The organism is Brumimicrobium sp., assembly GCA_023957385.1.
GTDB lineage: Bacteria > Bacteroidota > Bacteroidia > Flavobacteriales_D > Crocinitomicaceae > Brumimicrobium.
Map to the genome: position 1 here is coordinate 517469 of JAMLGZ010000001.1, position 21023 is coordinate 538491.

Here is a 21023-nt window from a genome sequence, read left to right on the forward strand (position 1 = left end):
TCTACCCTTCATTTTTTATACCTATTAATGGAAATGCTCTTTTTAAAATCTGTTCATAATCAATTTGTTCTCCATCAAATGCCCCAAAATTCCCCGTAATTCCCTGCACTAATCTTAATTCGATAAAAGCTTCACTTATAAATTTTGGAGATTCTTTTTTGAGCAGACAAGCTTGTGTAATTAGCATTAATTTTTCAGTGAGTACACGCCCTTTGGATTCAAGTGTAGTTTGATTTGAACGGAAGAGATGTAATAAAGTAGCAAGTTCTTTTAAAATCCGCTCGTCTCCTTCAGACATTCTTTTTAGCTCATCCAAAATAGACTCTACCATTTGAGGATGTTTGTTTACAACACGTAAAACATCCAAACACATCACATTACCTGAACCTTCCCAAATTGAATTCACAGGTGATTCTTTATATAAACGAGCCATTATAGCATTCCCGTCCTCAATGTAACCATTTCCGCCGAATACTTCCATAGCCTCTGCAGTTATAGCTTCTGCTCTTTTACACACCCAGAATTTGGAAGCAGGAGTCATAAAACGCTTCCAAGCGAGTGCAGTAGAATCACTGTCTCCTTTTTCAAATGCTTCTGCTAGACGGAGAGCCAGTACTTGTGCTGCTTCTGTTTCCAGAGCCATATCTACTAATACATTTCGCATTAACGGTTGGTTATAAAGCGTTTTTCCGAATGCTTCTCGGCGTTGTGCATAAGCAATTGCTTGCACTGTTGCTTGACGTGCTATTCCTGCACTGCCTAAAACACAACAAAATCGAGTTGTATTTGCCATTTCCATAATTGTAGGTATACCTCGCCCTTCCTCACCGATTAAGATACCATAGGCATTCCTGAATTCTATCTCACAACTGGAATTGGATTTATTACCAAGTTTTTCTTTGAGTCGTTGAATTTGTAGAGGATTTTTTGTGCCATCTGATTTCCAACGAGGAACAAAAAAAGTGCAAATCTCATTCGTATCAGTAGTTTTTGCAACAACTAGGTGAGCGTCACACATGGGGGCAGAGAAGAACCATTTATGACCTGTAATTTTGTATGCATGACCTCGCCCGGATTCTCCCATAGGAGTAGCATAAGTAGTATTCGTTCGTACATCAGATCCACCCTGTTTTTCCGTTACTCCCATACCTATCCAAATAGATTTTTTTTGGGCAATAGGTATATCTCTTTCATCGTATTCAGAACTCACTAATTTATCTTTTAATTCCTCCCAAAGTTTGGGCTCTTTCTGTATGAGCGGAATACAAGCAAGTGTCATTGTAGCAGGACAAAGAGCACCAGCCTCTACTTGTGTTTGCATCATAAAGTTGGCTGCTACATAAGACCAACGGAAGGGTTCATTACTGGCGTATCCTCGTCCAATTAATCCCGTAGTTTTACAGTAAGCCATAAATCGATGCCATGCTGGATGAAATTCAACAAAATCTGTTCGATTTCCCCGATTATCAAATGAGTGTAAGATGGGAGTATAGGCGTTTGCCAGAGATCCGTCATGATAACTCTCTTCACTTCCTATTTGTTCTCCAAAAATCTTAAGATCTTCTGCCATTTCATGTAAGTGATGTTTTATGAAATAATCTTGAAGTACTTGATCTGTAGTAAAAAGGTTATAATCCGAAATTTCAGTATATTGATTAAACACTTCGTGTGTGTTATATTCATTATGCATAGTAGTAGTTTTATTTTTTTAAAGTTAAAAATTATTTCTTAAATAAGTTAGCTTCTTGAGTATTTAAAAATGAGCAAATAAAAAGCTTTTTATATAATCACATAAACTCTTTTTTTTGCAGAATGTTATACTTAAAATGTTAAAATTAAATAATGTCAACTAATAACTCTAATATTCAAATAAAAGATATGCAAGATGCCATATCTAAGGTAGTTACCATAAGTCCCGAATTTCTTTCACATAAAATTTCTGCAACCCAGATGGCTCATACTATGATACAAGCTGTTGAGGAGTATGAAAAGAAAGCAAAACAAGATGGGAGCCTGTATCCCCAAAGTTCGGAAGCAGAAGAATTATTAGCAATTTTAGCTGAACTCAATGGTTGTGGTTCAGGATTTCTGGCAGATCGTTGTGATGCTGCTTGCGTGGCTAGAACAATTACCTATGTAGCTAATAAATATCCAAATAAGTAGTCTATTTAGCTCCCTTGAAACTTTTCCAAATAGCGATTAAAAACATGATTCCTCCTGTTACTGCGAGTAAACCTCCAATACCTGCAATGATGAGTCCTATCATGGCTTCGTTTGTGGCAATAATCTGATCGGTTCCAAATTTCTTACGTTCTAATCCGTGTGACCCGGCATAAGCAAAACCGATAACAAATAAGAGCATTCCAATTCCAAAGACAAAAGGTTGTTTGGCTGCTAATTTTTTCACCTTTACTGTTGGGAAAGGTTTTCCATATACTTCCATTAAGACATAGGTAGCTGTCATAAATGCGATTGTTACTGATCCTAATGTGGAATGATAATGTGCTGGAGTCAGGGTGTTTGGGCCTAAACCACGAATTGATGCACCAATCAAGAAACCTAGGGACATAAAGGTCATACTTACAATCAATCCATTAAAGAGTGGGTTTTGTAGTGCCTTCTCTTCATATAATTTCTCTTTTCCTGCTTTCCAAAGTTGATAGAAAAGTACAATAATAATGGTAGAAACGATAGGGAAAATACCCCAGCGCATATACTGTGAGAAACCAATATAATAGGTTCCAGATGATGTTCCATCTTGTATTAAAAGTGGAGAAAAAAGAGGTGGAATTACATAAATAATAAATAAGATAGCTGAAAATTTATAACTAAGTGCTGTACGTTTGGTAATCTTTTTAAATAGCATTAGCCATACTGCAACTGTCGCTGCTGCATTAACGAACTGAAGAATATGTCCTCCTCCCCACATCATAAACTCATAATATGTTTGGGTAGGTAATCCTTTTTCAGTTTGAAAGTATGAGATGACAAATAAGATAATACTTACAATAAATAGGATAGCAGAAGCTTGAAGTGCAGGGATAGCATCTTTCGCTAAAATTTTGAATTCTAATTCTTCATACTTTGAATAATTAAAAAATAAATAACGATTCGCAATAACCATGATCAAAGAAATCCCAAAAAGAAGTAAACCAACTAGATATAATTTATGATCTAATACAGGTACATAGTTATTTAATACTGGTGTCGTATTGGGAATAGCTAAATTAAAAATTAATATGAGCGTTCCTATAATGGCTAAGTACAAAGCAGGCTTTTGTAATATAAGTTTAGTGTTGTTTCGGGGGATTAATAAAAACATCCCACAAATGAATGAATACAAGAAAATAATCAATGCTAAATCAACATGTACAACTAATACACGCTTTACCCACATAGGATCCGTAAATATTTTACTGATAAAAGGAGCTCTACCAAAGATAAAGGCAAGTGACATTAATCCCGCCAATAAAAGTGATCCAATACTTAAGTAAAACCAAGGTTTAGAAATAATAGGAGAATGTATTAATTCTTTTTTATCTGATGAGGAATTGTTTGTATCGTTAGCCATGAGTTTCAAATTTTCGACAAATTTAGTTTTTTTTGATGAATGGGAAATATTAGAATGGAAAGTTTGCTTATGTTGTCAGTCCTCGGTACGTTGTCAGCCCTCGGTACGTTGTCAGTCCTCGATACGTTGTCAGTCCTCGGTACGTTGTCAGTCCTCGATACATTTTTCTCCTATCGTCAAAAAACTCGGTCTGACAACTGGATGAACTGTTAACCCTTGATACCCTTTGGTGTACTCAGGACATGCATTCCTCATTTTTCGGTATACTTGGTCTGACAACCGAATGGACTGTCAGGTCGAGTGATTTTTCGCAGAAAAATTTGCCTGTCCTGAGCTTGCCGAAGGGTATCGAGGACTGACATTGTAGTATTCGGGGTCTTTTGTTAACTATTTCATTTCTTAAATCTTTACAATGAATACTACCTAGCATTCGTATTTAATATTAAAACTTCTATGAGCTTTGCATAAACCTAATGAATCTCTTACCTTTGCACTCACAATATTTTTGCGTGGATATTCAAAGTGTACAAAAGGAATTTCAGAAACTTGAAACGGTTAAAGAAACAATCGATAGACTTCGTAGTAGACCTGCGTTTATCCAGTGGAGAGGAGTTGTAGGCTCAGGGAAAGCTTTTGCAGCTAGTGTTGTAACTGAACAGGTTCCGGGACATCATCTATTTATCCTACAAGATAAAGAGGAAGCGGCCTATTTTCTGAATGATTTACAAAGTATTTACGGTGATGATCAACGCATCGTATTTTATCCGTCTTCTTTTAAAATCCCCTATCAATTAGAAAAAACGGACAATGCTAATGTAGTTAGTAGAACGGAGGCACTTGATTTAATTTCTAAGAATCCTAATTCCCTGATAATAACTTATCCAAAAGCACTTTTTGAAAAAGTACCCACTAAACAACGCATCGAAGATAATTCCTTTAAAGTTGAAAGAGGAAGGGATTATGATATTGAATTTTTGAACGAATTTCTGATGGAACAAGGTTTTTCCATTGTTGATTTTGTATATGAACCAGGACAATTTGCGATAAGAGGAGGTATTCTGGATATTTTTTCCTATTCTAATGATCATCCCTATCGATTGGAGTTTTTTGGTGACGAGATAGAATCTATACGATCTTTTGATCCGGTAACACAATTGTCAGTTAAAGAACATGGGTTTTTCCATATTGTACCTCATATCCAAATCTCTTTGAAGAAAGAAGAAAATGGAAGTTTTCTATCCTTCTTAGGGTCAAATACACAAGTTTGGCTCAGTTCATATAAAGAGATTCTTGGTCAATTAGAAAATGAATACAAGAAAGCAGCTGAGATTTTTGATAATTTACCCGATACAGGAGTAAAACATAGCCCTCCCGCCGATTTATTTTTTCACCCAAGTGAATTTGAAAAACAAATTGCCTTATTTTCTCAAGTGGAGTGGGGACCTGATTATACGCATCACGAAGCATATAGAATTGATTTTAATCAGAAAGCACAACCAGCTTTTAATAAGAACTTTGAGATTTTATCTCAAGAGTTGGTATTAAAGAAAAAATCAGCCTTCCATAATTATATATTCTCCAATCAACCTAAACAAATTGAGCGTATTATTGATATTCTTAAAGATATGGGTGAAAAGGCTGAATTTACCCCTATTCATCAGGCGATACATGAAGGATTTGTGGATGAATCGTTGAAGTTAGTTTGCTATACAGATCATCAATTATTTGAACGTTATCATAGATTCCGCTTAAAAGAAGGTTTCAAGCAAGCACAACAAGCTTTAACTCTCAAAGAATTACAGAGTCTCCAAAAAGGTGATTTTGTAACACACATTGATCATGGGGTTGGTCGTTTTAGCGGTTTGGAAACGATTGATGTCAATGGCAAACCACAGGAAGCCATTCGTTTAGTATATAAAGATAATGATGTGTTGTATGTTTCCATCCACTCACTACATCGTATCTCTAAGTTTACTGGTAAAGATGGAACACCGCCAACCATGCATAAATTAGGTTCTCAAACCTGGTCGAAATTAAAGCAAAAAACAAAGAAAAGAATAAAGGAGATTGCCTTTGATTTGATTCAATTGTATGCCAAGCGAAAGAGTCAGCCTGGTTTTGCTTTCTCTCCTGATACTTATTTACAGCATGAGTTAGAAGCTTCCTTTATTTATGAAGATACGCCAGATCAATTAAAAGCAACGGAAGCTGTAAAACGAGATATGGAGAAGGATATTCCAATGGATCGTTTGATTTGTGGTGATGTTGGATTTGGAAAAACAGAAGTTGCTGTACGTGCCGCTTTTAAAGCAGCTACAGATGGGAAACAAGTGGCTGTTTTAGTACCAACTACGATTCTTTCTTTACAACATTACAGAAGTTTTTCAGAACGTTTAAAGGATTTTCCCGTGCGAGTTGATTATGTTAACCGTTTTAAGTCAACTGCTAAAACAACGGAAACACTGAAAGATTTAGCTGATGGCAAAATTGATATCCTGATAGGGACTCACAAAATGGCATCTAATAATGTTAAGTTTAAAAATTTAGGTTTGATCATTATTGATGAAGAGCAGAAATTTGGTGTTTCTGTAAAGGATAAATTAAAAACGTTGAAAGCTACGGTTGATACGTTAACTCTAACAGCTACACCGATTCCACGTACACTTCAGTTCTCCTTAATGGGTGCTCGTGATTTAAGTGTTATTAATACATCTCCTCCTAATCGACAACCAGTACTTACAGAAGTTATTGAATTTAATGAAGAAGTCATTCGGGATGCTATTTCGTATGAGATAAGTCGTAATGGGCAGGTATATTTTGTCCATAATCGATTAGAAAACATTCAGGAAGTTTCCGGAATGATACAACGTTTGTGTCCAGGAGTTCGCGTTGGCATTGGTCATGGTCAAATGGATGGTGCTAAATTGGAGAAAGTTATGATGGATTTCATCAATCACGAATATGATGTGTTGTTAGCAACTACGATTATTGAATCAGGTATTGACATTGCTAATGCAAATACGATTATCATTAATCATGCGCATAATTTTGGTTTGAGCGATTTACACCAGTTGCGTGGTAGAGTAGGACGATCTAATCGAAAAGGATTTTGTTATCTGATAGCCCCCAGATATAATATGCTAACTTCAGAAGCACAGAAACGTTTAAACGCACTGGTACAATTTTCAGATTTAGGTTCTGGATTTAGTATTGCTATGAAAGATTTAGATATTCGAGGAGCTGGAAACTTATTAGGGGGAGAACAAAGTGGATTTATTGCTGATATAGGTTTCGATATGTACCAAAAAATCCTCAATGAAGCAATCGAAGAGTTAAGGGAGACAGAATTTAAACAACTTTTTGAAGAGAGAGAAACGGATGATTTTCAACAACATACACAAGAATGTGTATTAGAGACTGACTTGGAAATTCGCATTCCAGATGATTATGTAAATAATGTCAATGAACGTTTGTCTCTCTATCAAGATTTAGATAATCTGGATAATCCAAACGATTTAAAAACGTTTAAAAACGGTTTGATTGATCGTTTTGGTCCGCTTCCACAGTCCGTAGAGGATTTATTTTTATCTCTCCAGCTTAGATGGAAGGCTCAAGAGATTGGGTTTGTACGCTTGGTCATTAAATCTCAAAAAATGATTGGGTATTTTAATGAGAATCCAGAACATAGCTATTATCAAGGGCCTAAATTCACTCAAGTATTGAATTATATTCAGCGTAATCCCAAGGGAGTAAAGATGAGTGAAAAAGATAATAGATTACGTCTAATCTACTCAGATGTGAAAGATATTAATGATGCTCTAACACGTTTAAGTGAGGTAATGATGCCTTTATAACAATTAAAAAAGGCTGCTTCAATTGAAACAGCCTTTTGCATTATTGTGGGAATTTTTTAACGAATTCCGTATTTTCTTAAATTTCTATTATCTACCACTTGTGCTCCTTCAATCAATGCATTTTGGAATTGATTTCTCAGGTTAGAAGCATCTTGGCTTTTTAATTGTTCTTTTTCAGCAGAGTAATCTTCTGTAGCAGGAGCATCAGCTGTTGCATCTATTCTAACTACAAACACACCATTCTGACCTTTAACAGGGATAGAAGTTTCACCATCAGCTAATCCAGAGAAAATAACACCAACTAATTCTGGTTCACTACCCACTTGTAAGTTTCTAGCGGAGAAAGTAACACCTTCAGAGATAATGTCAACCCCTAAACTCTCAGCCATTTTCTTCAAATCTTTTCCGAAAGCAACCATATTGTCAATTAAGTATTGTGCTTGTTTTTCTTTACGGACTTGTGTGTTAATTTGATCTTTTACTAAATCAAATGTAGGAACGCCTTCAGTAATAACGCTAGCAACGTATGCCACCATGATTTGATCATGATCACGAATAGGAGAAGAACTGATATTTCCTTCTTTTACACCTTCTTCATACGCTAAGCGTAAAAATTTACCTTCAGCAATTTCACTAAATCCTCCAGCTAATTGAGGGTTATCATCTCTAATTATTTCAAAACGAACACTAGAAGCGTTTAATTTAGCGATAGAATCAAATAGTTGTGCATGTTCTTCTGCATTCTTATTTTTGAATAAGTCATCTAATTGGAAGATAATGCTTGAGGCAATACTATTTGTATTATCTACAGTTATTTTGGATGGTACAATACTCTTTACTATAGAAGCTATAACAGGTCTATTTGTTTCCTCTCTCCCTAACACTTCAATGATATGAATACCATAACTAGTTTTAACACTACCAAGTGTTCCAATAGGTTTTTGAAAAGAGAAATCATTAAACTCAGGAACCATCATTCCTTGTGTAAATTTCTCATATTTACCACCATTGCTAACAGAACCTGGATCTTGACTAAATTCAGTAACCATTTCTTCAAAGTTGTGTTTAGTCTTAATTACTTTGATGATACTATCTGCTTTCTTTTGGGCTGTTTCAACAGCTTCAGGAGTTTGAGCTGTTAATAGAATATGTCTTACAGTAGCTGTCTTTTCGGGAATAAATTTAAGAACTTTGGAAAGTACAGCTCCTTTATTACTGATATAAGGACCTACTAGATCACCTACTTTTGCATTTTCCATCTGAGATGCTATAGTCAAAGGATAGATGTTCCCGTAAGGAACTCCAGAATTCTCTGGGCGTGCCATTGCAGTAGAATCACTTGCAAATACTTTCTCATCACTATATTTTAGTACGAATGCAGAATCTTTATTTGTTTCTTTGAATTTAGGTGCTAACTTGTTTAAGAATTCCACAGCGTTGGCTGTATCAGCATCGCTTGGAAATACATACATAGAGAAGTAAGCAATCTTTCTACTTGCTTTTTGCTTGTAAATCCCTTCTTCTTTATGTTTATTAAAGTAAGCCAGCATTTCTTCTTCTGTAGGATCGCCTATAGCACCATCAGGGATTCTAGCAAAAGCTTGATATACATAGGATACATTCTTTACAGTTTTTGTATTGTAGTATTCTTTCTTTGCTTCTAAGCTTGTAGTATGCACCCCACTAGTTAATAAAGTTGTATATTTTTCTTCTAATCTAACTTGACGAACGTAGTCTAAAATACTTTGATATTGTTTTACCTGATTAGGGTCGTTAGATTCTTGTAAAGAATTTAATGCTTTTCTTAACTCTTCAGGAGCAAATTGACCAGTCACAGAATCAGTAAATTGAGCAGATAAACTAGAAGGAGTATATCCGTTTTCTCCATATAAAATATTGTCTAATTCAAACTCGTCCACAATTAGGCCAAGTTTTTTATATTCGTTATCCATTAACTTTTCGACAACAGAAGTTCTCCAAGCCTGATTTCTCGCATTCATTTCATCTTGACGAGTAAAGGTTGCTTGTTGTCCTGGGTTTTGCATCTGTTTGCTTTGGAAAATATTATTACGAGCATTATTTAAATAATTCTCATATTTTGGTTCATCCATTTTTTCCCCATTTACAGTACCAATTCCATAAACATCTTCTTGTTGTCCAGAACTTTTATTAAAATCTCCAATGATAAAAGCAAGCATAGCAACACCTACTACTATCACTAAAAGCCATGATTTTTCACGTATTTTTCCAATTAATGCCATTTGTATATTTTAATTAAGGGTGCGAATATAATATATAAGAATCAAATTTAAAAAGGATTAGGAGATATTCATTCAGAAAACTATATTTTTCTAATTAATCTTCATCTAGTTTCATCTGTATCAGCTCAATTCTACGCTCACTTACGCTTTTAATCTCTATAGTATATTTACCTAATTTTAGAATATCTCCTTCTGTTGGAATATCTTCTAAATGGTAGAGAATTAAACCTCCTAAGGTTTCATATTCATTAGATTCTTCTAATCCAAAATCATAGGTTTCATTTAAGTAGTCAATATATTGTCGTGCTGAAAATAAGAATGTCCTCTCATCTATGCGTTGTTCTATGAGTTCATCCTTATCGTGTTCATCCTCAATATCTCCAAAAATTTCTTCTACTACGTCCTCAATAGTTACCAAGCCTGAAGTTCCGCCATATTCATCTACTACTACAGCTATATTCCCATGTTGTTTGGCAAATATTTCTAATAAATTTTTAGCTAGGAGCGCTTCTGGAACAAAAGCAATCGGTATCAGAATTTCTTTTACTCTTTCGGGTTTTTTAAAAAGTTCAAAACTGTGAACATATCCGATGATATTGTCAATAGAGTTTCTATAAATCAAGATTTTAGATAATCCGCTTTCAATAAACTTTTGTTGTAGTTCCTCAATAGTACATTCAATATCTAGGGAAACGATATCTGTTCTAGGAATCATGCAATCACGTGCTCGTAATTCGGAGAAATCTAATGCATTCTGTAAAATTTGCATTTCGTTATCCAGTTCACCTCCTCTTTCTTCCATGCGTTCATTTAAATCACGCACATAATAATCTAAATCTACACGTGAAAATTCAGTCACGTCACTTTTCATTTTGATTCCAAAAATGCGGAGTAAGGCATTGCTTAATAGAACCGTAAATAGGGTGAGAGGATAAAGTAAGTAATAAATAAGAGCAGTTGGAAGCACTAATAATCGTAGCATAAAGTTAGGATTAATTTGAAAAAGTGCCTTAGGTAGAAATTCAGATAAAATAAGTATGATTAATGTGGAAATAAAAGTTTGGGTTAGCATAACTAGCGCGTCGTTTCCACCGACTAAAGGTGAAATCCATGACTCTAATAAAAGTGCCATCCAAATACTATATACAACCAATGCGATATTATTTCCTAATAAAAGAGCTGCAATAAATCTGCTATCATCTTTTACAAAACGTGCTAAAATCTTTCCTGAAAGAATACCTTTCTGTTTGTCTAACTCGATTTTTAAACGATTGGCACTTATATAAGCTATTTCGACTCCAGAAAAATAAGCTGATGCTAATAAAGAAATTAAAATGATGCTGAGAATCATGTGAGTGTCTATTCAATAGTTAAAAGTACTAAAAAAAGATTATATCAAATCTTTTCCAATATCTTTTCTGTAATATGCACCTTCAAATTCAATATTTTCTATGGTAATATATGAATTTTCGGTTGCGGTTTCCACATCTTTTCCAAAAGATGTTATTGAAAGGACACGACCTCCACTAGATAAAACCGCAGGTCCATCCGCTACTGTTCCGGCGTGAAAAATCAGACTGGAGGTAGGAACATTTAACCCATAAATAGTTTTACCTTTTTGATACTTTTCGGGATATCCTCCTGAAACCATCATAACCGTTGCGGCTGTTCTTTCATCTATTTCTAGATCTCTTTCAGAAAGTGTTTGTGTGGCAACACCTTCAAATAAATCCATGATATCCGATTTAATACGTGGAATTACCACTTCAGTTTCAGGATCTCCCATACGACAGTTGTATTCAATAACGTATGGCTCTCCTCCAACATTAATAATTCCAATAAAGATGAAACCTTTATAATCTATTTTGTCTGCTTTAAGCCCTTTAATCGTGGGAACAATCACCTGATTATATACTTTATCTAAAAATTTACCTTTTGCAAAAGGAACTGGGGACACGGCGCCCATTCCTCCGGTATTGAGTCCTGTATCATTTTCTCCAATTTTTTTATAATCTTTTGCTTCAGGAAGCACTTTGAATCCTTCTCCATCTGTTAATACAAAACAAGAAACTTCAATGCCTTTTAAAAATTCTTCTATAACAACCTTCTTTCCTGCAACACCAAATTTATCATCCAATAACATTGAAGAAAATTCCTTCTTAGCTTCGTGAATATCGTTTAAAATTAATACTCCTTTTCCAGCAGCTAAACCATCTGCTTTTAGTACGTATGGAGGTTTTAATGAGTCTATGAAAGCAAAACCCTCTTTGATATTTTCTTTGGTAAATGTTTGATGTTTGGCTGTTGGTATGCCATGTCGATTCATGAAGTCTTTTGCAAAATCTTTACTCCCTTCAAGTTGAGCTCCTTCTTTGCTTGGGCCAATAATAGCTATAGAAGATAATTCTGAATCATTTCTAAAGAAATCAACGATCCCTTCGACTAATGGCGCTTCGGGTCCAACAATAACCATGTTAATTTTTCTACTAATCACAGCTTCTTTTACCGCTGTAAAATTACATGGGTCAATGTCTAAATTAAGACCAAAATCACTAGTACCCGCATTGCCTGGTGCGATATATAAATTATCTAATATGCTACTTCTAGCTATTTTCCAAGCAAGAGCATGCTCTCTTCCTCCAGATCCTAATAACAATACGTTCATTATCTTCTTCTAATTTCTCTATTATTTTCTGTTACAAAATTAATATTTAAGACTTGAAAGAAGGGACAGCTTGTTAAAATTTATCAAAAAAATATGTTTATATCTCTTAAAGTGTTTAAATTTACGGCTTGTTTTGCTAAACTTTACCTATACGGTTCTAATTTTTTTACATGAGAAATAGAAAAAACTCCGTAACAAAAAATATAATACGACTTGCTAAAGTTGCTCTTCTTGTGGCTACTATAAGTTTGTTAACTTTTTGTAACTCAACATCCAAGAATATTTCGTCTAATTATCCAGCAGATACATTGAAAATACAAAAGCAAATGCTTTTTGGCTTTGATTTAAATCTATATGATGTTCATTATGATACCGTTAAGAGTGGATGGACATGGAATAATCTTTTTGCCGATTTTGAAATTGGGCAGCACGCTATTAATCAATTGGTTGAAAGATTGAGAGATAATTTATTTGGAATGAAATATATTGTGGCGGGTAAACCATTTGCTGTTTTCAAACCTAAAACCAAAAATAAATCTCCCCTTCTTGTTTATGAAACTGATGCACTTTCATACGTTACTATGCAGTTTGAAGATGATACTGTTAAATTAAATAAAGCATATAGACCTGTAGAACTTGTTGAGAAGACAATTAGTGGGACTATTGCACAGAACTCCAACCTTTCTAACGAGTTAAACAAGCAATTTTCTTCTTATAACATGACAGCAACCATCTCTGAAGCTATTGAAGGTATTTATGGTTGGAGTATCGACTTTTTTAAATTGCAGGTAGGAGATAAGTTTATTACTGTATTTGATGAACAAGTTGTGGATGGTGTACCTTATAAAATTGATAGAATTAAGTATATATGGTTTGAGCATGCAGGAAAAGGATTATATGCTTTCTATTACAATGATTCTATTAATGGTATAACAGGCTATTATGACGAAGCAGGGAATGAGATGAAGAGACCTTTCTTAATGGCTCCCGTACAATACTCGCGCATTAGTTCAGGTTTTTCTGCCAGCCGTTTTCATCCGGTTCAAAAGAGATTTAAAGCACACCTAGGAACGGATTATGCTGCGCCAACTGGAACACCTATTCAAGCAACTGCTGATGGTACTATTGAAAAAGCAGCCAGAAGTGAATACAACGGGATTTTTGTTAAAATAAGACATAATTCAGTATATGAAACGCAATATTTACACATGAGTAAAATTGCAGATGGAATTCGTCCGGGAGTACGTGTGAAACAAGGACAAACTATTGGATATGTTGGACAAACGGGATTAGCTACGGGTCCTCATGTTTGCTATCGATTTTGGAAAAATGGTCAGCAAATAGACCATCGAGCAGAAACCTTCCCAAAATCTGAACCAATGAAAGAATCAGCTAAACCTGCTTATCTTGAATATATTTCTCCATTAAAAGAAAATATAGACAAAGAGATTGTTAAAATAAAGAAGGTAGGTAAACCTGTAGTATAAGCATGAAAGCCTTAATTATTGGTGGAGGTTTATCCGGAATTTGTTTAGCACATCAATTTATTGATAAGCATATTGATTTTAAGATTATTGATGATAATCAAAATTATAGCACCAAGATAGCAGGAGGGATGATTAATCCAATGACTTTCCGAAGAATGATCAAAACTTGGAGGGGAGATGAGTTGATTCCTGTATTAAAAGAAGTTTATACTTCTATTGAAAAACGTATTGGTGAGAAGTTCTTCTTTCCTATTAATATACGCAGAGCTTTTTCTACAGAACACGAGCGTTTGTTGTGGGAAGGTTGTACAGATGATGAGGCTTATAGTGCGTATGTGAATCCGATAGAAAAACCCGAAAATACGCCGGCATACTATCATAACCCGTTTGGGAATGCCATTGTAAATAGCCCGGGATATATAGAAGCAGAGATCTTTATGGATGCTAATCATCGCTATTTTATGGCACACCATTTATTACGTTATGAAAAAGTAAATTATGCAGATATTGATGCAGAAAATCTTTCTTATAAAGGTGAAAAATATACGCATATAATTTTTGCAGAAGGAGCTCGTGCTGAAAAGAACCCATTCTTTAATTATCTACCCTTTAAGAATGCAAAAGGAGAAATATTGACTATAGGGCCCAATATCTTTCGTAAAGATGAGATCTTAAATAGAAAATGCTTTCTTCTACCCACACAGACCGAAAACTATCGTTTAGGTTCTACTTATACATGGGGAACATCCGACCCTTCTATCACTCAAGAAGCAAAGGATGAGATTTTAGAAAATTATAAAGATTTATGTACTGTACCTATAACAGTAATTGACCATAAGGCTGGGATTCGACCAGTAGCTTCAGATAGAAGACCTTTTATTGGCGAACATCCTACAAAAAAAGGTTTATATATATTTAATGCCATGGGAGCTAAAGGTTTTATGATTGCACCTTATTTTTCAATCCATTTTGTTAAATATCTATTGGGTGAAACGCAATTAGATAAAGAAGTGAATATCTTCCGCTATTCTGAGAATTATTTTACTCAAAATGCTGAGTAGGCATCTTCAATGTCATTTTTGTATCATCTGGAAATAAAACTTTCATTTTCTATTAAAATCTAACTTTTGCTCCGTATCTTTGTTGCTTAAATTATTAAAAATTAAGAAATATGTATCCTCCAGAATTAACTACTCCGATGAAAGATGAACTTACATCTATTGGATTTAAAGATTTAACAACACCAGAGGCAGTTGATAATATCATAAATAACACAAAAGGAACACTTCTATTAGTGGTGAATAGTGTTTGTGGATGTGCTGCCGGAAATATGAGACCAGGTGTAATTTTTTCTCTTGATGGAGATGTAAAACCAACTGCTTTGGGAACTGTATTTGCAGGAGTTGATAATGAAGCTACACAACGTGCTAGAAGTTATTTCCTACCTTATCCTCCTTCCTCTCCTTCTATTGCCTTATTTAAAGATGGAAGATTGGTTCACTTCTTAGAACGCCATCATTTAGAAGGAAATACTGCTCATGCGATTGCTGCTAACTTAAAAGAAGCATATAAAGAATTTGCATAAATTGTGAAGAAATAACATATAAAAAAAATAGGCTGTCAAATCTGACAGCCTATTTTTTATGTTACGTATAAATTCTTCTAAATACCATTAAGGCTATATTTTTTTCCGGGTAAGGATAATACCAAGCCCTTTAATTCAAGTCCTAATAGTAATGAACTCAGGAGATTTACTGGTTTTTGTAAACGAAGAGCGATACTATCAAGAGAAATAGCTTCAAATTCTTGGATGGTGCTTACCACCAACTTTTCATCTCCATTCAAGCCTTCAAATAAATTTGTTTGGATAGTATTTTTTGTGGTATTTCCTTCTTCCCAACCCATTATTTCAATTAAATCTTTGCCACAAGTAATGATTTGTGCTTTATTTTGAGCAATTAATTGATTACACCCTTTTGAAAATCTTTGAAAAACATTGCCAGGGTACGCAAATACGTCTCTATTATAATCATTTGCTAAATTAGCGGTTATGAGTGAACCTCCTTTTATATCACTTTCTATTACAATGGTAGCATCTGCCATTCCTGCCACAATTCTATTTCGTTGTGGGAAATTCTCTTTATCAGGATTGGTGCCATTCGGAAATTCAGTAAGTAGCCCACAACCTTGTGTGTTTAGCATTTTGCTTGCTAATTTCCGATGACTACTTGGATAAAGTCTATCTAGTCCATGTCCTAAAACTCCAATGGTTGGAATTCCGACTTCCAGACATTTTTGATGAACATATCCATCTACCCCCAAAGCTAAACCCGAAATTATTTGAATATTACAATCAGCAATGGCATAAATTAATTCATTAATTATTTGTTTTCCATAGCTTGTCATATTTCTTGTGCCAACGATAGCAATGGTGTATTTGTAATTCAAGTCTATATCTCCTTTATGATAAAGTAGCATAGGTGCGTCCATACATTCTTTTAAGCGCTTAGGATATCTTTTTTCTGTATAAAAGGTAGTATCCAAATCATTCTTTTCTACAAACTGAACAATTTCTGCAGCTTTCTGTAAAGCACCTTCTCTGTTTAGCATTCGGTATCGTTCCTTTGCAAAACCTGGAATGGATGTTCGTAAATTAAGTTTTGAATTAAATATGTCTTCTACGTTGCCTACATAGGCTAATAAGGCTTTTGCTTTCACTGCACCTACTCCTTCTAATAGAGTTAATGCAACTTGATAATTCAGATAGTTGTTTTTCAAAATAATTATTTTAATTTAGGCCTCTCTAAGTTATATATTAATGTGCGAAATATGAAACTTTTTTTAATAATTTTTACAATATTAAGCTTAAACGCATACAGTCAAGAGATTAAAGGTAGTGTTACTGACACGGGTGGAGAACCGCTTATTGGAGTATTAATAAATACAGATCAAGGTGTTAAATCTCGAACGGATGTGGAAGGGAATTTTACGATAACAATCAATCAATTTCCAGTTTCTCTAACCTTAAGTATGTATGACTTTAAAGATAAAGTTGTTAAATTGGATACTTATCCACAAGAGAGTATTAAGATTAAAATGGAACCAACTACCCAAGAACTTGAAGGTGTAGTAGTTTCTGCCTCCAGAAGAAAGCAAAATATAGAGGATGTTACTGTTTCTATTGAAATTATCAAATCTGATTATATTACCAACAAGGGAATTACAAACATTGAAAAAGCAATTGATTTAGCGCCGGGTGCTTATACAATGGATGGACAAGTGAGTATTCGTGGGGGTAGTGGTTTTGCTTATGGAGCAGGTAGCCGTGTAATGGTTGTTTGGAATGATTTGCCAATGTTATCCGCAGACGCAGGTGATGCCAAGTTTGAATCGATTCCTATGGAAAATTTAGATCAGATCGAGATTCTAAAAGGAGCATCTTCTGTATTATATGGTAGTGGTGCCCTTAATGGTATCGTTTCACTAAGAAGTAAAGAACCTACCAAAGAAGGAGAAACAAAAATCAACTATCAAATAGGTGTGTTTGATAAAGCACCGCGAGAAGGATTGCGCTGGACTAAAAAGTCTCTTTTTGATAACCAATTGAGTATATACAATGGCCAGATGTTTAAAAAATTTGGATATACTGTTTCTGCTTATGCATTCCGTAGTGATGGATATAGGAAGGGTACTGAGCGCGACCGTTTACGATTTAGTGGTAGCTTCTTATACAAACCTGAGCGAACAAAGCGTTTAAAATTAGGTTTAGATTATTCATTCTCTATGGAACGAAAAGGAGAATTTCTTATCTGGGAAAGTGCCGAATATGGATATACACCTAGTGGAGGAATGGGAGACCCTTATGCGCCTGGTTCTACTTTGTCTTATATTGAGGCTTTACGAATACGTATAGATCCATATGCTGTGTTTTATGATAAACAAAATAACAAACATAGCTTAATGACACGTTATTATAATACCACAAATAAATCCCTTGGTGGATATGACGCTACTGCTAATACAATCTATGCAGATTATAAGTTTGAAAGAAGAATGCGTGGAGAATGGGTCTTAACGGTAGGTGCTACTGGAAAATGGGACCAGATCGTTTCTCAATTATATGGAAATCATACTTCCCAAAACTATGCTATGTATGGACAAATTGAAAAAACCTTTTGGGAAAAATTAAGTTTAATTGCCGGTTTTAGAGGAGAGTTTTATCAAGTAAACAACAATATACCTGATTCTAGAATTTATCTCTCCAAAACTGATTCTACCAAAACCTTTCCGATTCGACCTATCTTCAGAGTTGGTGCAAATTATAAAGTATTACCTTTCACGAATATTAGAGCTTCCTTCGGACAAGCATATAGATTCCCTTCTATTGCTGAACGCTATGCCTCAACTTCTGTGGGTATGTTAAATATCTTTCCGAATGAAAATTTACAATCGGAAAGCGGATGGTCTGCCGAACTAGGTGTAAAGCAAGGATTTAGAATCAAAGACTTCAAAGGATTCATAGATGTATCAGGATTTATTAATGAATACAAAAATATGATGGAATTTACTTTTGGATTCTATATTCCAGATAGTATTCCACCAAGTTTTAATCCTAATCTACCTGGTTATGTTGGGAATTGGTATGGTTTCCGTGCTGAAAATGCTGAGCATGCGCGTATTGTTGGAGCAGAATTATCAGTTAGTGGTACAGGAAGTATAGGCCCACTTGAGATTACAACTCTTTTAGGTTATACCTATATGCACCCAATTGTCCTTAATCCAGATTCATCCTATATTTATGGTACTGAAAATTTAGGAGCTGTAAACGGTGGATTATCTAATCCAGAGTCTAATATGTTAAAGTATAGATTCAGCCACATGGCAAAAGCAGATATTCAATTTAAATTATACAATGTTTTCGTAGGGTTCTCTGGTCGCTATAATAGTTTTATGGTAAATATTGACAAATCTTTCGAGAGTGGTGTTGAAGTTGTGCTAATTGGTAATCAACAAGTACTTCCTGGACTTAAAGAATATCGTGAAAAACACAATAAAGGTGACTTCGTTTTAGACTTACGCCTTGGATATGATTTTGGTAAAAAATATCAATTGAGTTTCCTTATCAATAATGTGCTTAATAATGAATATACAACTAGACCTGGTGATATTCAACCTCCTCGTCAGTTTATGCTAAGATTCCAAGCAAATATTTAATATGAAGAAACTCGCTATCATACCTGCTCGTTATAGCTCTTCCCGCTTTCCTGGGAAACCGTTAATTGACTTGCAGGGGAAAACAATGATACAGCGAGTTTATGAAGGAGTAAAACATTCAAATTTATTTGATGAGGTTGTTGTAGCTACAGATGATGAGAGAATATTTTCTCACGTTGAGTCAATCGGAGGGAAGGTAATCTTAACAAAAGAGACCCATAATAGCGGAACAGAAAGATGCGGGGAAGTCATAGAAACATATAAAGATTATGATATTGTCGTAAATATTCAGGGAGATGAGCCGTTAGTGAATACAGAACAAATACGTATCTTATTAGAAACCTTTCAAGATACTGACGTCCATATTGCTTCCCTCGGCTCACCAAATATTACAAAGGAAGATATAGATAATCCGAATAGGATTAAGATAGTTTTGAATTATCAATCGGATGCCATTTATTTCTCGAGGAGTCCCATTCCGTATGAACGTAACAAGGAAAATTATCCTTACCTCAAGCATATAGGTCTTTATGGTTTTCGTACAGAAACGCTCAAAAAATTGATTCGATTGACGCCAACTGAATTAGAGGAAACAGAAAGTCTAGAGCAACTAAGATGGTTGTATTATGGATTTCCGATACGTATTGCTCTAACTACAATAGAAACTCCGAATATTGACACACCTGAGGATGTTGAAACTGTTTTGACTATTTTACGTAAAGAATAGTAAGTTATTCAACTAAAATTAATTTGTATATTTGTTGTATGAAACATTTGGAAAATTGTATTGGCACTTTACTTTTACGCAATAACTGCGTGATTATTCCTTCTTTTGGAGGGTTTGTTGCTAATTATGTTTCCGCACGAATTGATGAAGTAAATGGCTGCATTTATCCGCCTCGCAAAGCAATTAGTTTTAATAAAAGTCTGATTAATAATGATGGATTGATTATTTCCTATTTAGCACAAGAGGAGGGTATTTTGTATGAAGAGGCAGAAAAAATAGTTAATTCGGAAATTCAAGAAATGAAGATGACACTCCAACAAGAGCAGCGTGTTAACTTTGCAAATGTTGGATATTTATATGTGAATTCTGCTGGAAAAATTGCTTTTGAACAAGACAGATTCTATAATCTTTTACTCTCTTCCTTCGGATTGGGAAATGTACACTTCGTAGAAGAGATAGAAGAAAAAGTAATTACACTTACACCTCAACAAAATTTAGTAGAGGAAACTATTGTTGAGATAGCGAATAAACAAGAAGATATTGAGATTACATTTGGAAAAGCTCAAGCTATCAAAGTGCTTACTCCTACTAAGGATATTGTACACCCTGCCGCTGAGAAACAAATATCTTCTGGTAAACAATTGATAGGTAAGATTGTACGTTATGCTGCAGTTGCTGCTTTAGTTCCTGTTATCTTTTATAGTTTATGGATACCTATCCAAACTGACGTCTTACAATCCAGAGTGCTTTTTTCTACTGATTTTAACCCGTTTAAAACTGTTAATACCCAACAATACGACATTCACCAAAGTCAGAACCCAATTACTAAAAGTGAGGTTTTAAGAGCTTCTAGTTTTGATCAGATCGTTAAGAACTTATCCTCTCCTACGGCTAATTTTAATTATCCGATTGATGATGACTTCTTTGTACATGTAAAACGTGAAGAAACAACTTCTCAGCAAAAAAAAACTGAAAATGTTCAGGTAACTTCATCTCAAATTTCCAACAAGAAAAATGGATATCATATCATAGCAGGATGTTTTAGTAACCCAAATAATGCTCAGGGTTTGATCTCTCAACTAAAGGAGATGGGCTTTGAAGCGTATGAAGTAGATGTGATGGGTGGATTACATCGTGTTTCTGCCGCTTTTCTCGAAAACCAGAGTGAAGTACAAGATTTACGTAGCAAATTAACTCAGGCTGATATTTCTACCTGGGTACTCAAGAAATAACCCAAATAATTA

14 protein-coding genes are annotated in these 21023 nt (G+C 34.7%); 8 read left to right on the forward strand and 6 right to left on the reverse strand.

The genetic code is table 11. The features are described 5' to 3' along the window. Nucleotide 1: 1 nt before the first annotated feature. A complete protein-coding gene (locus M9897_02265) occupies nt 2-1690 on the reverse strand; it encodes an acyl-CoA dehydrogenase family protein (protein MCO5267703.1) in 1689 nt (562 codons plus the stop codon). A 152-nt stretch (nt 1691-1842) separates the two neighbouring features. Between M9897_02265 and M9897_02270 the strand changes: the two genes are divergently transcribed. Beyond that, nucleotides 1843-2163, forward strand: coding sequence for a hypothetical protein (locus tag M9897_02270; protein ID MCO5267704.1), 321 nt, complete (start codon nt 1843-1845; stop codon nt 2161-2163). Between the two features lies 1 nt (nt 2164). On the opposite strand, the gene M9897_02275 is transcribed toward M9897_02270, so the two are convergent. Then, nucleotides 2165-3571, reverse strand: coding sequence for a cbb3-type cytochrome c oxidase subunit I (locus tag M9897_02275; protein MCO5267705.1), 1407 nt, complete (start codon nt 3569-3571; stop codon nt 2165-2167). A 509-nt stretch (nt 3572-4080) separates the two neighbouring features. Between M9897_02275 and mfd the strand changes: the two genes are divergently transcribed. Next, the gene (gene mfd, locus M9897_02280) at nt 4081-7425 is read left to right on the forward strand and encodes a transcription-repair coupling factor (protein MCO5267706.1); all 3345 of its coding nucleotides are present in this window, start codon (nt 4081-4083) and stop codon (nt 7423-7425) included. Nucleotides 7426-7481: 56 nt separating this feature from the next. On the opposite strand, the gene M9897_02285 is transcribed toward mfd, so the two are convergent. The 3 genes from M9897_02285 to purD all read right to left on the reverse strand — a co-directional run bounded on the left by M9897_02285 (nt 7482) and on the right by purD (nt 12351). Then, nucleotides 7482-9686, reverse strand: coding sequence for a peptidylprolyl isomerase (locus M9897_02285; protein ID MCO5267707.1), 2205 nt, complete (start codon nt 9684-9686; stop codon nt 7482-7484). Nucleotides 9687-9780: 94 nt separating this feature from the next. After that, nucleotides 9781-11037, reverse strand: a complete 1257-nt coding sequence (locus M9897_02290; protein MCO5267708.1) for a hemolysin family protein — start codon at nt 11035-11037, stop codon at nt 9781-9783. A gap of 39 nt (nt 11038-11076) precedes the next feature. After that, nucleotides 11077-12351, reverse strand: coding sequence for a phosphoribosylamine--glycine ligase (gene purD / locus M9897_02295; GenBank protein ID MCO5267709.1), 1275 nt, complete (start codon nt 12349-12351; stop codon nt 11077-11079). Nucleotides 12352-12521: 170 nt separating this feature from the next. Here purD and M9897_02300 point away from each other — a divergent pair, with 170 nt between their 5' ends. The 3 genes from M9897_02300 (at nt 12522) to M9897_02310 (ending at nt 15423) form a co-directional block, all read left to right on the forward strand. Further along, the gene (locus M9897_02300) at nt 12522-13838 is read left to right on the forward strand and encodes a peptidoglycan DD-metalloendopeptidase family protein (GenBank protein MCO5267710.1); all 1317 of its coding nucleotides are present in this window, start codon (nt 12522-12524) and stop codon (nt 13836-13838) included. Between the two features lie 2 nt (nt 13839-13840). Next, the gene (locus M9897_02305) at nt 13841-14899 is read left to right on the forward strand and encodes an FAD-binding oxidoreductase (GenBank protein ID MCO5267711.1); all 1059 of its coding nucleotides are present in this window, start codon (nt 13841-13843) and stop codon (nt 14897-14899) included. A 110-nt stretch (nt 14900-15009) separates the two neighbouring features. After that, nucleotides 15010-15423 carry a BrxA/BrxB family bacilliredoxin gene (locus M9897_02310; protein ID MCO5267712.1) on the forward strand — a complete coding sequence of 138 codons (414 nt, stop codon included), beginning with the start codon at nt 15010-15012 and terminating at the stop codon, nt 15421-15423. Nucleotides 15424-15500: 77 nt separating this feature from the next. Here the strand turns inward: M9897_02310 and dprA are convergent, their stop codons facing one another. Next, nucleotides 15501-16616: a DNA-processing protein DprA gene (gene dprA, locus M9897_02315; protein ID MCO5267713.1), complete on the reverse strand. Its 1116-nt coding sequence runs from the start codon at nt 16614-16616 to the stop codon at nt 15501-15503. A gap of 51 nt (nt 16617-16667) precedes the next feature. On the opposite strand from dprA, the gene M9897_02320 reads away from it, so the two are divergent. The 3 genes from M9897_02320 to M9897_02330 are packed head-to-tail and all read left to right on the forward strand — an operon-like array spanning nt 16668 to nt 21011. Next, entirely contained in the window at nt 16668-19052 is a 2385-nt protein-coding gene (locus tag M9897_02320; GenBank protein MCO5267714.1) for a TonB-dependent receptor, read from the forward strand. A 1-nt stretch (nt 19053) separates the two neighbouring features. Continuing rightward, nucleotides 19054-19779 carry a 3-deoxy-manno-octulosonate cytidylyltransferase gene (kdsB, locus tag M9897_02325; protein MCO5267715.1) on the forward strand — a complete coding sequence of 242 codons (726 nt, stop codon included), beginning with the start codon at nt 19054-19056 and terminating at the stop codon, nt 19777-19779. Nucleotides 19780-19817: 38 nt separating this feature from the next. Beyond that, entirely contained in the window at nt 19818-21011 is a 1194-nt protein-coding gene (locus M9897_02330; GenBank protein ID MCO5267716.1) for an SPOR domain-containing protein, read from the forward strand. The last annotated feature ends 12 nt before the right edge of the window (nt 21012-21023 follow it).

What these genes read in the sequence shown, in the direction of transcription:
- M9897_02300 (MCO5267710.1), top strand. Translation starts at nt 12,522, where the DNA reads ATGAGAAATAGAAAAAACTCCGTAACAAAAAATATAATACGACTTGCT.
- M9897_02320 (MCO5267714.1), top strand. Translation starts at nt 16,668, where the DNA reads ATGAAACTTTTTTTAATAATTTTTACAATATTAAGCTTAAACGCATAC.
- M9897_02270 (MCO5267704.1), top strand. Translation starts at nt 1,843, where the DNA reads ATGTCAACTAATAACTCTAATATTCAAATAAAAGATATGCAAGATGCC.
- M9897_02305 (MCO5267711.1), top strand. Translation starts at nt 13,841, where the DNA reads ATGAAAGCCTTAATTATTGGTGGAGGTTTATCCGGAATTTGTTTAGCA.
- M9897_02275 (MCO5267705.1), bottom strand. Translation starts at nt 3,571, where the DNA reads ATGGCTAACGATACAAACAATTCCTCATCAGATAAAAAAGAATTAATA.
- M9897_02330 (MCO5267716.1), top strand. Translation starts at nt 19,818, where the DNA reads ATGAAACATTTGGAAAATTGTATTGGCACTTTACTTTTACGCAATAAC.
- M9897_02310 (MCO5267712.1), top strand. Translation starts at nt 15,010, where the DNA reads ATGTATCCTCCAGAATTAACTACTCCGATGAAAGATGAACTTACATCT.
- M9897_02285 (MCO5267707.1), bottom strand. Translation starts at nt 9,686, where the DNA reads ATGGCATTAATTGGAAAAATACGTGAAAAATCATGGCTTTTAGTGATA.
- M9897_02265 (MCO5267703.1), bottom strand. Translation starts at nt 1,690, where the DNA reads ATGCATAATGAATATAACACACACGAAGTGTTTAATCAATATACTGAA.
- purD (MCO5267709.1), bottom strand. Translation starts at nt 12,351, where the DNA reads ATGAACGTATTGTTATTAGGATCTGGAGGAAGAGAGCATGCTCTTGCT.
- kdsB (MCO5267715.1), top strand. Translation starts at nt 19,054, where the DNA reads ATGAAGAAACTCGCTATCATACCTGCTCGTTATAGCTCTTCCCGCTTT.
- M9897_02290 (MCO5267708.1), bottom strand. Translation starts at nt 11,037, where the DNA reads ATGATTCTCAGCATCATTTTAATTTCTTTATTAGCATCAGCTTATTTT.